General features: G+C 44.2%; 21 protein-coding genes. 6 read left to right on the top strand and 15 right to left on the bottom strand.

The annotated features are described in order from the left end of the window. Positions 1-25: 25 nt before the first annotated feature. The 3 genes from AC1RVX_RS08060 to AC1RVX_RS08070 are packed head-to-tail and all read left to right on the top strand — an operon-like array spanning position 26 to position 1,561. Positions 26-721 carry a chromate transporter gene (locus AC1RVX_RS08060; protein WP_493216050.1) on the top strand — a complete coding sequence of 232 codons (696 nt, stop codon included), beginning with the start codon at positions 26-28 and terminating at the stop codon, positions 719-721. Continuing rightward, positions 714-1,247: a chromate transporter gene (locus tag AC1RVX_RS08065; RefSeq protein ID WP_493216051.1), complete on the top strand. Its 534-nt coding sequence runs from the start codon at positions 714-716 to the stop codon at positions 1,245-1,247. Before AC1RVX_RS08060 ends, AC1RVX_RS08065 begins: the two co-directional genes overlap by 8 nt. Positions 1,248-1,285: 38 nt before the next feature. Then, complete coding sequence (locus tag AC1RVX_RS08070) at positions 1,286-1,561, top strand: hypothetical protein (RefSeq protein WP_493216052.1); 276 nt, start codon at positions 1,286-1,288, stop codon at positions 1,559-1,561. A gap of 93 nt (positions 1,562-1,654) precedes the next feature. Here the strand turns inward: AC1RVX_RS08070 and AC1RVX_RS08075 are convergent, their stop codons facing one another. Both AC1RVX_RS08075 and AC1RVX_RS08080 read right to left on the bottom strand, forming a co-directional pair. Continuing rightward, positions 1,655-2,188 (bottom strand): hypothetical protein, encoded by a 534-nt coding sequence (locus AC1RVX_RS08075; protein WP_493216053.1) that lies wholly within the window; start codon positions 2,186-2,188, stop codon positions 1,655-1,657. Positions 2,189-2,444: 256 nt separating this feature from the next. Beyond that, positions 2,445-2,690, bottom strand: coding sequence for a hypothetical protein (locus tag AC1RVX_RS08080; protein ID WP_493216054.1), 246 nt, complete (start codon positions 2,688-2,690; stop codon positions 2,445-2,447). A gap of 240 nt (positions 2,691-2,930) precedes the next feature. On the opposite strand from AC1RVX_RS08080, the gene AC1RVX_RS08085 reads away from it, so the two are divergent. Then, entirely contained in the window at positions 2,931-3,299 is a 369-nt protein-coding gene (locus tag AC1RVX_RS08085) for a VOC family protein (RefSeq protein WP_493216055.1), read from the top strand. Positions 3,300-3,456: 157 nt separating this feature from the next. On the opposite strand, the gene AC1RVX_RS08090 is transcribed toward AC1RVX_RS08085, so the two are convergent. The 9 genes from AC1RVX_RS08090 to AC1RVX_RS08130 form a co-directional block, all read right to left on the bottom strand. After that, complete coding sequence (locus AC1RVX_RS08090; protein ID WP_493216056.1) at positions 3,457-3,759, bottom strand: hypothetical protein; 303 nt, start codon at positions 3,757-3,759, stop codon at positions 3,457-3,459. Between the two features lie 128 nt (positions 3,760-3,887). Beyond that, positions 3,888-4,253, bottom strand: coding sequence for a hypothetical protein (locus AC1RVX_RS08095; RefSeq protein WP_493216057.1), 366 nt, complete (start codon positions 4,251-4,253; stop codon positions 3,888-3,890). A 94-nt stretch (positions 4,254-4,347) separates the two neighbouring features. Beyond that, the gene (locus AC1RVX_RS08100; RefSeq protein WP_493216058.1) at positions 4,348-4,815 is read right to left on the bottom strand and encodes a hypothetical protein; all 468 of its coding nucleotides are present in this window, start codon (positions 4,813-4,815) and stop codon (positions 4,348-4,350) included. A 96-nt stretch (positions 4,816-4,911) separates the two neighbouring features. Further along, entirely contained in the window at positions 4,912-5,487 is a 576-nt protein-coding gene (locus AC1RVX_RS08105) for a hypothetical protein (protein WP_493216059.1), read from the bottom strand. 253 nt (positions 5,488-5,740) lie between these two features. Further along, a complete protein-coding gene (locus AC1RVX_RS08110) occupies positions 5,741-6,037 on the bottom strand; it encodes a hypothetical protein (RefSeq protein WP_493216060.1) in 297 nt (98 codons plus the stop codon). 125 nt (positions 6,038-6,162) lie between these two features. After that, complete coding sequence (locus tag AC1RVX_RS08115; RefSeq protein ID WP_493216061.1) at positions 6,163-6,573, bottom strand: hypothetical protein; 411 nt, start codon at positions 6,571-6,573, stop codon at positions 6,163-6,165. A 146-nt stretch (positions 6,574-6,719) separates the two neighbouring features. After that, a complete protein-coding gene (locus tag AC1RVX_RS08120; RefSeq protein ID WP_493216062.1) occupies positions 6,720-7,166 on the bottom strand; it encodes a hypothetical protein in 447 nt (148 codons plus the stop codon). Between the two features lie 300 nt (positions 7,167-7,466). Further along, complete coding sequence (locus AC1RVX_RS08125) at positions 7,467-7,814, bottom strand: hypothetical protein (protein ID WP_493216063.1); 348 nt, start codon at positions 7,812-7,814, stop codon at positions 7,467-7,469. Positions 7,815-8,183: 369 nt separating this feature from the next. Next, positions 8,184-8,540, bottom strand: coding sequence for a DUF4279 domain-containing protein (locus tag AC1RVX_RS08130; RefSeq protein ID WP_493216237.1), 357 nt, complete (start codon positions 8,538-8,540; stop codon positions 8,184-8,186). A 203-nt stretch (positions 8,541-8,743) separates the two neighbouring features. Between AC1RVX_RS08130 and AC1RVX_RS08135 the strand changes: the two genes are divergently transcribed. Then, positions 8,744-8,923: a hypothetical protein gene (locus tag AC1RVX_RS08135; RefSeq protein ID WP_493216064.1), complete on the top strand. Its 180-nt coding sequence runs from the start codon at positions 8,744-8,746 to the stop codon at positions 8,921-8,923. 109 nt (positions 8,924-9,032) lie between these two features. Here AC1RVX_RS08135 and AC1RVX_RS08140 read toward each other — a convergent pair whose 3' ends face one another. From AC1RVX_RS08140 to AC1RVX_RS08150, 3 genes are read right to left on the bottom strand one after another with little or no spacing between them, the layout of a single operon-like run. Beyond that, complete coding sequence (locus AC1RVX_RS08140) at positions 9,033-9,539, bottom strand: tetratricopeptide repeat protein (RefSeq protein WP_493216065.1); 507 nt, start codon at positions 9,537-9,539, stop codon at positions 9,033-9,035. Continuing rightward, a complete protein-coding gene (locus AC1RVX_RS08145) occupies positions 9,536-9,985 on the bottom strand; it encodes a DUF8616 domain-containing protein (RefSeq protein WP_493216066.1) in 450 nt (149 codons plus the stop codon). Before AC1RVX_RS08145 ends, AC1RVX_RS08140 begins: the two co-directional genes overlap by 4 nt. A 19-nt stretch (positions 9,986-10,004) precedes the next feature. Further along, positions 10,005-10,739 (bottom strand): RHS repeat-associated core domain-containing protein, encoded by a 735-nt coding sequence (locus AC1RVX_RS08150; protein WP_493216067.1) that lies wholly within the window; start codon positions 10,737-10,739, stop codon positions 10,005-10,007. Between AC1RVX_RS08150 and AC1RVX_RS08155 the strand changes: the two genes are divergently transcribed. After that, complete coding sequence (locus tag AC1RVX_RS08155; protein WP_493216068.1) at positions 10,738-10,914, top strand: hypothetical protein; 177 nt, start codon at positions 10,738-10,740, stop codon at positions 10,912-10,914. The genes AC1RVX_RS08150 and AC1RVX_RS08155 overlap by 2 nt on opposite strands. Positions 10,915-11,158: 244 nt before the next feature. Here AC1RVX_RS08155 and AC1RVX_RS08160 read toward each other — a convergent pair whose 3' ends face one another. Beyond that, a complete protein-coding gene (locus AC1RVX_RS08160; protein WP_493216069.1) occupies positions 11,159-11,458 on the bottom strand; it encodes a hypothetical protein in 300 nt (99 codons plus the stop codon). Between the last annotated feature and the right edge of the window lie 473 nt (positions 11,459-11,931).

An 11,931-nucleotide genomic window follows, 5' to 3' on the forward strand; every position in this document is an offset into this window, starting at 1 on the left:
TTTTCATGCCGTAAGAGAGCACCTTATGTTGAATCCGCCCTTGCCCGCCATTGCTGTGACCGAACCTGCCAGCTTGTCAGCAATGCGCCTGTTTTTTGTCTTTTCAAAAATTGCCCTGACTGGTTTTGGTGGTGTCATGCCCTTTGCCTACCGCGCCCTCGTCGAGCAATACCGCTGGCTCAGTCCAGAAGAGTTCGCCCGCTATCTGGCCCTGAGCCAGGTCTTGCCCGGCCCAACGATCTGCAATGTTGCCTTGATGATAGGCAAACGCTATGCGGGCATACCAGGTGCCCTGGCTGCCATGGCTGGCCTGATCATTGCCCCTTTCCTGCTGGTGATAGCGCTTGGTGTTGCCTATCAGCGCTTTGGCAAGCTCGCCATGGTACAAGATGCGCTGACTGGCATGACGGCAGTGGCAGCAGGTCTGGTACTGGCGACCGCCGTCAAGATGGCGATGTCACTGTTTGGTAAAGCTGGCAAGACGAGTAACACTGTTAACACTGGCAACACTGGTAACACTGTTGATACCGCCAAGACTGCTGAAACTGACAGCCCGGGCAAAAGCAACATGCGCAACCGCCAGGTTGGCTTACAGGCAGTGTTGATGACCCTGGCCTTTGCGGGTCTGGTATTGCTCAAATGGCGTCTGATTGTCGTGTTTGTCTTGCTGGCACTGCCTGGCAGCGTCGCCGCTTATTTTCTGAAAGATAAAAATGGATGACCAATCCCCCATGCTGGATCTGTGCCTGCATCTGGCCCTGTTATCGATGATGGCAGTCGGCGGCGGCCTGGTGATGATGGCACCTGACATCAGTCATTTTGTCGTCACTGAAAAACACTGGGTCACCAGTACCCAGTTCGCCTCTGCCTATGCCATCGCACAAGCGGCACCCGGCCCCAATTTATTGTTCATATCCTTGGTGGGCTGGCTGATTGCTGGCTGGACGGGTGCCATATTGACGACCCTGGCAGTCATCGTCCCGTCTACCATATTGACCTTGTCTGTCATCAGCCTGAAGACATCAAACGTCAACACCCGCCTGACAGGCGCAGTACGCGATACCTTTGCGCCGATTTCCATCGGCTTCTTACTGGCGACAGCCTGCCTGTTCACCCAGTTGGACAATGCCAGCTGGCGCACCGACGTGATCACACTGCTGACTGCCATCATCGTCTTGCGCAGCAAGCTTAACCCGGTCATCCTGATCGCCGCCGGTGCCGCAGCAGGGATGCTGCACATCATATAAGCGAATCTACACTCAACTCAGTTCAGGGGGAATACATCATGCCCGACGCCCACACCAGCCTGACCCTGCAAATGTTGGAATGGATACAGCAACAGCCGCGCAGCTATCCAGAAGTGCTGGACGCCTGGCACAGCACCTGCCCGCGCCTGTGCATCTGGGAAGACGCCTGCGCCGATGGCCTGATCAGTTGTGATGGTGGCAGTACTGGCCTGGTGACAGTCTCTGCAAAAGGCAGGGAGATGTTGCTGGGTGCAACAAAAGTACCAGTGCCTTTTTCAGCCTTGAAGCAGATAGATGAAGGTGTGACAAATTGAGTTGTTGAGCTGAAGAATAAATTATCCAGATGCGGGCAATCAGCCAGAATTATTTGCACAGTTTTTTAACGATCTCATTCAGTGAGCAATTATTTATCTATGAAAATTTGCAAAAGTGTTCGAGAAAGTTGTCGACAGCCATTTATATAATCCACCTTTGACATATACCACTGAATCGTCTATAACACCAAGCGAATCCCCCTTATACGAGCCACCAGAGAAATACAACGTCAACACTGTACGACCATCACTTTGCGCAAAGAATTTAACTCTCCACCTAATGTCTTCTTCCCAGCGATTATCAAAAGTTCTAAGTGACGTATTTTTCAATGAAGAGATCAACCCCTGCATCATTTTGTTTTTCGAGGATAGTTTCTCAATATTTAATTTAACATCATGATTACTATCCAATAATGAAGGAGACATAGGAATAACCATTACTGCAGTTGGCGTCATCCACACTACTTCAATGCTCCCAATTTCATCCCTTGCAAGCATAGTCGACAAATTTTCAAGCTTTTTTTCTGCTTCGACCGTTTTAAAGTCTTTGTTTTCACCAGCCTGAACACACTGAGATGACCACATGACGAGGATTGCAACACAAACCAATAAATTTCTTATTTTCATTTTATTGCAGCCTTAATTTTCTATGTTAGAGCTTACGCAAAATTGTCCCAGCAAGGTCTGGCGGAACTAAGCATAGCCCCTCAATTCTGAATTGCAACTATGTATTTATGCATTAGCTATGCCGCTACCAAAACTTTTTCCATAGCTAAGATTTTCGCGGACGCTCTTAAAGAAATTTGCATACCCTCAGTGATCAAAATTTATCTGCCCCTGATTCATTGCTCAACCTGCTGGCCCCGAAGAGTCATCGGTACAATTACCTTTCCTTATCAGGGTCCAATTCGGGAAATTTTTCAACAATCGACTGCATCAAGGAAATATATATTTCCCCCATTGCCATCCCCAGTGCGTTGCGCAATTTCCCTTTGATCTCAAGATCTTCAATACTATCAATAATAAGCGCCACATCGTTAAGGCGCGAATTAACAGATTCACAGCCTTGCATTAAAACCTTTGCCTCATCTAAATTCATATCCTGATAATCCAAATAATTAGAACTCATTTCATCACTGGGGGCGAGATACGTTTACTAAAATCGCAGGCTGACACATTGGACGAAGCAGTCAATAGCGGGGTACCACTCAGCAATTTAGCGGGACATTTTTGTACTTTTTGAATTTTATTTCAAATACCCCTGAAAAAAATAGCTTTCCTTGATACAGTTGCGTCCAGCGCTCATCAAATGGCTCTTGCTAGTTCCGATTGAGCTTCGAAATTTCAACCAGATTTTACAGGGAGCACCATGTCAGCCGTTTTAAACACCATCCTGATTTATGCGAAAAACCCGTCGGCTACGGCTGAGTTTTATCGCAAGTTCTTTGACTTTGAAACCACCGGGGAGATGGTCGAGGGTTTAATCGAACTTAATTCTCCCGCCGCTGGTGCCAGCATCCTGATTCATCAAGCTGCCAGGACCGTTAAGCTTGGTCAGGTTGGTGTGAAGCTGATGTTTAGCGTTAAGGATATCGAGAGTTTTAAAGAACAATGTGCGCAACGTGGCCTGGTCTTTGGCAGCACGCATCAGGCCAACGGGTATTCTTTTGCGAATGTCAAAGACCCCGATGGCAATTCGGTGGCGATATCAAGCCGCGCCTATCGTGCTACGGCCTGACAGGCCAGGGCCGCAGCTTGGGTGAGGATATGCCAGCGTATCACTGGCATGGATCGCCTAAGCGCCCCAGCACTAGAACCTGTTTACGATCTGTGGCCAGCGTGCGTCAGCGGGGTCAATCGAACACTGTCCTGTCTATTTTTTTACTCAATGCTTTTTACCATTCATGAATCTGTGGAATTGGACCAAAAATGGCAACACCAATTAGGACAGCGCTTATGAATATGGCGATCCACACTGCAACACCCGCAAAGAAATAGATATTATCAAGAAGCACCATTAATACAAAGCCGACGATTTGAATTAACAACGTTGGCCTTTTTTTTGAATCATCATCAAATTGTCCACTACCAAGTTTTGGTGCTTTCACGATTCCGAGGGTTGCAAAAATAATAGTCAAACGACCCGTTTCGCAAATTATCTTCCCAAGCTTGTCTATAAGCTTCCATGCATCGCTCATCGCGTACTCCTAATTGCTGAAGTGGCTATCTTTACTGAATATGTCCCCATGTATCACTGGCCAAGAATATTTTTAAGTGCTTCATTTGAAAGCCCAACCATTCCTGAAACCGTAGTGAAAGATATCACTCAAACATTATTCAGGATGGTTGCTGAACTAACGATCCAAGCATTGGATTCGATTTCTAAAACAACATGCATCTTTACTTCGCGATCCCTGCCTTTTACAACAAGTGTGAAAAAGGCATTTCCATTTCTTTGCCCACCGTTTTCATGCTCTTCGATAGAAAATTCCTCAAACCAAGGCAAATGCACCGATACAATTGGACCAATTAAATCTGATACGTCATTGGCATTTGATAAGGAACTTTCTGCTTTTTGAAAAGCTTCACTTTGAGTGGCAAAATAATGTGCCAAAGGAAAAGCACTGCTAAACACTAAAATGAAACCTACTCCAAATCGAACAAGCATTGTTGTCAACTTAGATTTTTTCATTCACATTCTCCGCTACCGACGATTGAAAACTGCGTACCCACACAAATGGTCCTTCTTCACCGATATGATTTCCACACATCAGATGAACCGGCAACTATTCTGACACCAGCAAATTCTCAGGCGTTAAAAACTTCCGTTCCAAGAACCGATATAATAAAAACCCGACTCCACCAAGTAACCAACCGCCTAGAATAGCTGCAACAATGGAGTCCGTTAACATCAGCTCTACAATCCCATCCCTTTTTAAGCTTGCCAAATTTCTTTTTATTCCATTTGGAATAAATAGGTTTGCTATGGTTAATGACATTGTCCCACATATCTGCCCAATCAAAATTCCAGTTAGAAGAGACCTGAAAACTGAGACTTTCTTCCGATAAGAAAAAACGGCTAGCGCAAGTAGCAGCGACAGGCTAAGCAATATCAAATATGCCAGCAGCATTTCAGGCAATCTAATCAATGTAAAGATGAAGCTATACTCCATCATTAACAAAAGAGGGATTGGGGAAAACGCAATTAATACCAGCACTGGCCGCCTCATCACTAATTTATTATTTTCCTTCATCGTACTTCGCTTTTTGCAAAAAGGCGCAGGTCTTACATTACGACAATTCTACACCAAGGAAATGTATGAATGTAGGCCCTAACCCAAGCTTTCCATTTAACAACCAAAGCCAGCTAAATAGAAATGCTTTGTGACCGATAACCCTGCAAAAAAAGGCCGTGCTTGGAATTCATTACAAGCTAGTTCCGTATTGTCGGCACGTTTTTTCCAGTTGGCAGATTGTCTGCCTCTTGGTAGCCCTACTTCGTCACTCTCGTCATAAATATATCCAGCAGATGCGCCAATCATTCCGCCGCGATCGAACACAATTAATTTTGGTTCGGTTGTCGAGTGTAAATGTGCAATTTTTTCCAGGTAAGCAGATCGCATAACAAAGAAATGCAATATATCGCCTGCATCGTAGCAACGATATAGAAAGCTGAGAGGTGATAATAAAAACAGCATAAATAAACAAAAAGAACCTAGTGGCATCACCGTTTTACTGTACAGCTTGTTTCTAAAATTATTAAGACAAGCGCGCAAGGAAAAAATTACCCATATTCCCCAAATAATAAATAAGGAAGGCATAACAATTAATACAAAAGTAAATGTTAAACCAATGGGAGACGCTCTAAGCAATACCAGGCACAAGGGTGCCAAAATTGAATATTGCATGACCGCTGTTTTATTCATATATCTTGGGTCTTAAAAATATTTACTCTCGAAAGAGCACAAGTTTAGGGCGAGGGAATTTTGCTATTTTACCATCCGTCAGTAGTACCCACTGAGAAGAGGGAATTGGTGCCCTCCCTCTCAAATCTTGTCACAGGTTCTCTGAAATGCAATCCCATATTTTTTTCCATTTTTTATTACACTCTCACCGCCAAAATCTTGAGCATTGTCTATGAATAATAAATTATTCTCAAAGTCAAAAACACTTGTTTTATCAAAGAGTATGTTCACGAAAGAATCGTTTTTGTCGAAAAAAAAAGCGGGAATCGTTCAGGAAAAATTTGAATACTTGATGGTGATCAAAAACCGTTTCATCGATCAACCAATAACGAACTCCCAAAATTACATTAGCTGAATTACGAATATAGTCATAAAAAACCCCGCCAAGCCCCACATCCCGAGCCGGTGTCCATATCTCTTCATCTATTAGGAACGGACCTGTTGATTTACATTGAAATTCCGTTTCATTAATATTTGGTACAAGCAAATGAGTGGTAGTTGTATGGCTCATTTATTTCCCTCGCACATTTTCTTCAATATTTTGATTTTTTCCTTTTGTGTTTTTATACGAGGAAGATTGTCATTTTTTTTACTTATCGAGTACGTTTCCAGTCTTTCTTCTACCAAACGACCAAATCACATTTTGTCTGGACGCACCATTATCCAAAAGCATCCAGTCACAATCATTCCGCATAGGCTACTCACGAGCATAAATCCCATCGATGACATAAAGCTCATTTGAGCCGCTTCCCAATCTGCCCCAATCAGACCGATAAAAAAGATAAATACGAAAATGAAGGTCCCCAATATTAGCCCCAATAATAGAAAAAGAGGAAATGTTAGAGTTCGACGACGAGATAGCCACCAATACGAAGGCAGTACCAATAACACCATTGCTGGATATCCCAGCAGTGCGGAAAAACCAAAATAAAACGCAGCTCCAAAAGGGCTGGGGTTAAATGAATCACGAATTGCAAATATCAAGCCGGGTACAACAGGCGCTACCGATATGCCGAAAATAATTCGAATTAATTTAAAATAAGTCATAGCTAAATATTGGTTTTTACATCTGAATTTTTTAGGTAGCTTATCGAAAATTTCACATATAAAAAACCACTCGTATCCACAGGATTGAGCGAGTGGCTTTTACTGAAATGCCGTTTTTTATTTTTAACACGTCACCAATCTTCTGTTTAATGCGCCCCCGAATCAGAAGAGGGGCATTGATATATTTCAATGGGAGCTGGATGAAAGCTGCAAGTCCATTGCATTCCCTTTTCTGTAAAAACTGGTTTCGCAATCAATGTTACTTTCCCGTCGATGCTCTTTACTGTGATCACACCACCTTCACTCACATCCCAATACTCAACCCCGTTCTTATGTATAAAATCATTTGAAAAAGTAGGTTTAGAAGCATTAATTTGAGCACTTGAAGTTGTCTTATTTTGAGCAACAAAATCTCTAAGCTCAAAAAAAATCTTATTCTTGTAGAGCGCATGCGCGCGACAAGAATAACTGCAGAACGGCCAAATTAAAATGACGGATATTATTGCCACTAATAATAAGGGAAATATCAAAAACAGTTTTTTACGAACGAAAAAGTATTTGATATTTAACGGAAAAAAATTTTCTTTAGGCATTCAATAATCTTTTCTCTGTATCGAACTTCTGAGTAACAGCCTCGGACAGTACCACCAACAACATACAACCAGAAGAGTTACGCAAAATTTATACTGCCAGATGAGAAAATTTCCTGTCATTGAGTAAACCAGGTGCTTTGATGTTTGGTGCCTATCAAAAAATCCGCCCAACCTGCAAAAATCAAGGTTGGACAGAATATTGAGCCATCTGAATTTTAAATTCATGTAACCCCCTATAGCTCAAACGGCACACTATCCCAACGCAACACCCGAAACATCAGTTTTTGAGGTTTGGTGAAATTACGCCTTCAACAATGACGGAGGATATTCGGCCTTTTTGAAACGGAATCTCATTGCTCCACAAGGCGAAAATGTCATCTGAAGCATATCCGTCCTCCCTTCTATTGGCAAGCACTCGAATACTCGCAACTGTTCGTTAGTTTCTATATTAATGACCACATCACTCACCCCATGTAAAACTATCGTGCCAGATTGACGAGCAGGATACTCAGGCAGGCCATGAAAGTTGGCATACATATCTTCAAATTGAAATTCAATTGTCCGACGCGAAGAATCCCAAACAAATGTATTAATGATCGAATCATGAAGCCCTGCCATTTTAAACAGGTACGCAAAAAAATCACTCATAAGTTCCTCATGGAGCAGCAGCATTTGCAGGAACAGTCCACCTGAGGGTGACGCCCTGCACATGGACTGTCAGTGTTTGAAACGCTATTGTACCGCTGCTATTGTTGGTGACGGTCAGTTGCCCTGCACCGTTGAGGGTGGTGCTGGTGTTGTTGACAATGACCTGGGCGCTGTTGGCGTAGAAGGGTTAGTTTTACCACCAAATTTTTTGATAAATACATCTGGATATTTCGATATCGGCGTCCATCGAAAACCCGCTTTTAACCGAAAAAATGCAGCTAAAGGCGGAATATATTCGACCAATCAAACGCGGAACAGAGCAGCAGCAACATCTGTGCATTTACATGACACCTGCTTTGAATCCTTCGTTCACTCTGACATCCAAACATCCCACCAAATATCAACAGACAACGGAATCATTCTGGTCATTTGTTTCACCGACAATGTCGGACCGCCGTTTCCGGTTGCTGAGCTCCAAAAACAGCTAATTTCCAACTTTATTCCTCGTTTTTGTAACTCTGTGATCTTATGCGCCAACGGGGAAAAAATGTCTAACAGCCAATCAATGTGTCTCCGACAATCTTTAGAATTCAATTGCCCCTTTGTCGTCAAAAACCACGCGTTGATAGTCTTGGTTTCGGGATTGAATATCGTTGTGCGACTGGGCATAATGCCCAAAAATTCAGATATCACTGCCGGGCTTTCGTCCCTAGAAAAGATCGCCATAGTTGCGTAGGTTCGCTCACAAGAAGGGTAATCGTCTATGTAGTTTTTATCCGTTTGCAATTTTCACCTCAGAGGGGAATCGGTAGTTGTCAATAAGGTAGTCGGACTTAATTGATCCGTTACTACGCCCGCCACACAAGGCGTTCTCTTGAAGGATTCCGCATATTTTGCATTTTTTTGTATGCCTAGTTTGTGATGCTGTGGTGCCGCCGCTGTTGCTGGTGACGGTCAGTTGCCCTGCACCGTTGAGGGTGGTGCTGGTGCTGCCGTTGTTGACGATGACCTGTGCAATCCATGAAGGTAGTGCACATGACGATACAGCAGGCTGCGAAGAAATGGACTATGCATATACAACACTGACGCAAAGCATTGAATCGCTTTGATATAAAATTTGGTGAGCGCATCAACGCTCACCAATAGTTCAAAGAGAATTTACACAGTTATTTTTACAGTTCCTATTTTTTGCAGATTCGAATAACTGCGTTTTAGAATTTATTTTTTATTCTCTCTTACGGCATTTCTTTTTTTGTTACGTTTCAAAGCAGAATCTATGTCAAATCTTGCGTCAGACATACCGTTTTTTTCTGCTAATTCCAACCATTTTATGGCATCGTCAAACTTGTCCTCTGAATCAAACCGCAATAACAATAGCCCCAAATTATATTGTGCTAGCGGATAGCCTTTTTTTGCAGCAAATTCCATCCAGTAGACAGCCTTATCATAGCGCCTATCCAAGAGATCATAACGCATACCTAAGGCTGTCGCGGCAACCACATCTCCCTGTTCAGCTTTTTTAATCAAAACCTCAAGCTCTTTTTTCGAAAGATGCATTGTATCTTGTCCAGAAGGAAGATCAGGTACTGGTATTTTTATCCCATTTTCGTCTACCCGAAACTGTCCTTTTACACCGATTTCGTTCTTGATTAAATCTTCACCAGAAAACACAACGGGGGAAATACACAGCAATGAAATAAAGAAACAGCATATGAGTATTTTCATTTTTTTTCGCAATTACATTTAAAAGTAGTAAATTTCCCTGGGTCCTTGGGGTTTGGTATTTTATGTTGCAAATCTTTCGATCCCATTGTGTAGTAAGTGCCATTTCCCCTTATCCAAGTTAAATGATCAGGCGCAGTTACATCCATACCCATTTCATTACTTACATCTTGAGCATAATTCCTATCTGTAGGACGTCCATCCTCTCCAGACCTATTCTTCCCAACTTCACAAGCCAGTATGAATATGCTCTTTTTCCCTTTAAATTTGGGGTCGTCACGAATTCGTTCTGCTAATTTATCGGCCAATATACCTTTACCTTCCGGATCAACAGAATGGTCAACTACCCAGTATTCGTTACCGTGACTAGCTACGATATACGTGCCTGGAATAGGTGTTATATTATTTGCGTTTTTCCATTCCTGTGAACCTGGCTGAAACAAATTCATGTCAGCTTGCAAACCATACTTATCTACTATAAATACAGGACTTCCACCGACATACCCAAACGTATTGATCTCCCCCATCCAACCCAATCGGATCACTCTCCACATACCTCCCCGCCTGCGAATCATAATCCCTGAAGTAGTTATAGCGCAGACCTGTCTCCGCATCAAAGTACTGCCCCGGGAAACGGAAGTTAAACGTGAACTTATTTGTCGCTGTCGTCGGCTGCTCATTCGGTGCCGATTCCCCAAACGGTGCACTGTCCCAACGCCAGACTTCATTGCCAGCCGCATCCGTAATCACTCTCGGTGTATTGATGTGATCTGTCTGGATATCATACACCTTCGGTATATACGCTGTCACATTCACAGCTACTGGTGCTGAGGTGCTTACGGTACCATCGGTATCTGTCGCTGTCGCATTCAGGTTGATGGTTGCTGGTGCTGTTGCATTGGCCGGGTTGGCCGTTAAGCTGATGCTGGGTGGGGTGTTGCTTCCTGCTCCACTACCACCCGTTGCAGTACTAAGCACCTGACTATACACAAACGCAGCCGGCCCACCATTGGTACTGGTGATGTTGTTGGCAAACACTTCTCCAATCAATGCAAAGTTATTCGCACTGGTGAGGTTGACATCGCCCTGGTCTACATAGATACCGGCAGCAATCTGTGCCCCTTGTACGGTGCTGAAGTTGCCGTTATACAGGTAGAGCTTGAGCTTTTGTGGTTGTTGCGCCTGGATCTGGGTATTGCCCATGGTGCTGCCACAGGTGCCGCTGATGTTCCAGCAGGTGGGGCCTGCATTGAGAGTGAAGGCGTTTTTAAAATACAGGTTGACGCTGGTGGCGGTATTACCACTGGCGGCTGGGCTGACGGTGAGGTGGCAGCTTTGTTGCCAGTTGGCGGTTTCATCGAACTCATTTCATCAATAGGGATGAGATGCGTTTGTCTTATAACGTGGGCTGGCAAGGCGGACGAGGCAGTCAATAGCGGGTCTATTGACAACGAGTTCAACGCAGTCCAGCGCGCGTTATAAGACAAACCCTTCGGGAGCTGGCGATTCGGGCGCATTGCAGCGTTGCGCCGCTTGCTAAGGCACCAGCCTGCTACGCGTCACGCCTTGCACTACATCCCGAATCGCCTTGCTCGCACTCATCCCTATTGATGAAATGAGTTCTAGTAATCGCCCGGTTCAAACTCCATGGTGGTGCCATTGCAGTTGGAGACATTGAGTTGTTTGATGCGGGTTGCCACACTGCCACCCTGGAAGTGCAAAATACCACCAGCCTGGGTGGTGACTTTGGCGTATTCCCCTGCTGGCAAGCTGAGGGTGCTGCCTTGTACTTTAACGGTCAGGGTTTGGGATGCTGTGCTGCCGCCGCTATTGCTGGTGACGGTTAGTTGCCCGGCTCCGTTGAGGGTGGTGCTGGTGCTGCCATTGTTGACGATGACCTGGGCGCTGTTGGCGTAATTCACATCCAGCAAATTGCTGGTGCTGAGGTAGGTCGGCAGGGTCAGGCGGCTACACTTGGTGCATGTTGTCCATGCACGGGGCTGCTACTTGTCCATTCAGAAATTTACTTTAGTCCTTCTGATGAAACGAAAAAAAAACCAAACAGAAGCGGTCAGGCTTGTCATCTGTTTGGTCTCGTCCTTTTCCCTATCGGTGCCTGAACATTGACTTTGCCTGGCAATGTTCAGAATGTGCTCAGTCCAGTTAGCACTGAGCACATTCGCAGAAGAGTGCAAATCGCTTTGCATCTCCGCATATAGAATTGAATTTTATTCAGAATGCAAAAGATTTTAGGGGTATCCCAACAACGCAAATCGGATGTGGTGCTATTGGTCAACTAAACACTGAACAAGGTAAATATCTACTCTTTCTTTTTATCAATGTCCCCATTTTTTTCAAAAAATATATGCTTATGTGAATAATAAAAAGCAAAGAG

It is taken from the genome of Undibacterium sp. GW821-FHT11B02 (genome assembly GCF_058808955.1).

Excerpts from the sequence above, each read along its gene's own strand:
- AC1RVX_RS08060 (WP_493216050.1), top strand. The coding sequence starts at position 26 with ATGTTGAATCCGCCCTTGCCCGCCATTGCTGTGACCGAACCTGCCAGC.
- AC1RVX_RS08065 (WP_493216051.1), top strand. The coding sequence starts at position 714 with ATGGATGACCAATCCCCCATGCTGGATCTGTGCCTGCATCTGGCCCTG.
- AC1RVX_RS08070 (WP_493216052.1), top strand. The coding sequence starts at position 1,286 with ATGCCCGACGCCCACACCAGCCTGACCCTGCAAATGTTGGAATGGATA.
- AC1RVX_RS08075 (WP_493216053.1), bottom strand. The coding sequence starts at position 2,188 with ATGAAAATAAGAAATTTATTGGTTTGTGTTGCAATCCTCGTCATGTGG.
- AC1RVX_RS08080 (WP_493216054.1), bottom strand. The coding sequence starts at position 2,690 with ATGAGTTCTAATTATTTGGATTATCAGGATATGAATTTAGATGAGGCA.
- AC1RVX_RS08085 (WP_493216055.1), top strand. The coding sequence starts at position 2,931 with ATGTCAGCCGTTTTAAACACCATCCTGATTTATGCGAAAAACCCGTCG.
- AC1RVX_RS08090 (WP_493216056.1), bottom strand. The coding sequence starts at position 3,759 with ATGAGCGATGCATGGAAGCTTATAGACAAGCTTGGGAAGATAATTTGC.
- AC1RVX_RS08095 (WP_493216057.1), bottom strand. The coding sequence starts at position 4,253 with ATGAAAAAATCTAAGTTGACAACAATGCTTGTTCGATTTGGAGTAGGT.
- AC1RVX_RS08100 (WP_493216058.1), bottom strand. The coding sequence starts at position 4,815 with ATGAAGGAAAATAATAAATTAGTGATGAGGCGGCCAGTGCTGGTATTA.
- AC1RVX_RS08105 (WP_493216059.1), bottom strand. The coding sequence starts at position 5,487 with ATGAATAAAACAGCGGTCATGCAATATTCAATTTTGGCACCCTTGTGC.
- AC1RVX_RS08110 (WP_493216060.1), bottom strand. The coding sequence starts at position 6,037 with ATGAGCCATACAACTACCACTCATTTGCTTGTACCAAATATTAATGAA.
- AC1RVX_RS08115 (WP_493216061.1), bottom strand. The coding sequence starts at position 6,573 with ATGACTTATTTTAAATTAATTCGAATTATTTTCGGCATATCGGTAGCG.
- AC1RVX_RS08120 (WP_493216062.1), bottom strand. The coding sequence starts at position 7,166 with ATGCCTAAAGAAAATTTTTTTCCGTTAAATATCAAATACTTTTTCGTT.
- AC1RVX_RS08125 (WP_493216063.1), bottom strand. The coding sequence starts at position 7,814 with ATGAGTGATTTTTTTGCGTACCTGTTTAAAATGGCAGGGCTTCATGAT.
- AC1RVX_RS08130 (WP_493216237.1), bottom strand. The coding sequence starts at position 8,540 with ATGGCGATCTTTTCTAGGGACGAAAGCCCGGCAGTGATATCTGAATTT.
- AC1RVX_RS08140 (WP_493216065.1), bottom strand. The coding sequence starts at position 9,539 with ATGAAAATACTCATATGCTGTTTCTTTATTTCATTGCTGTGTATTTCC.
- AC1RVX_RS08145 (WP_493216066.1), bottom strand. The coding sequence starts at position 9,985 with ATGAATTTGTTTCAGCCAGGTTCACAGGAATGGAAAAACGCAAATAAT.
- AC1RVX_RS08155 (WP_493216068.1), top strand. The coding sequence starts at position 10,738 with ATGGTGCTGCCACAGGTGCCGCTGATGTTCCAGCAGGTGGGGCCTGCA.
- AC1RVX_RS08150 (WP_493216067.1), bottom strand. The coding sequence starts at position 10,739 with ATGGGCAATACCCAGATCCAGGCGCAACAACCACAAAAGCTCAAGCTC.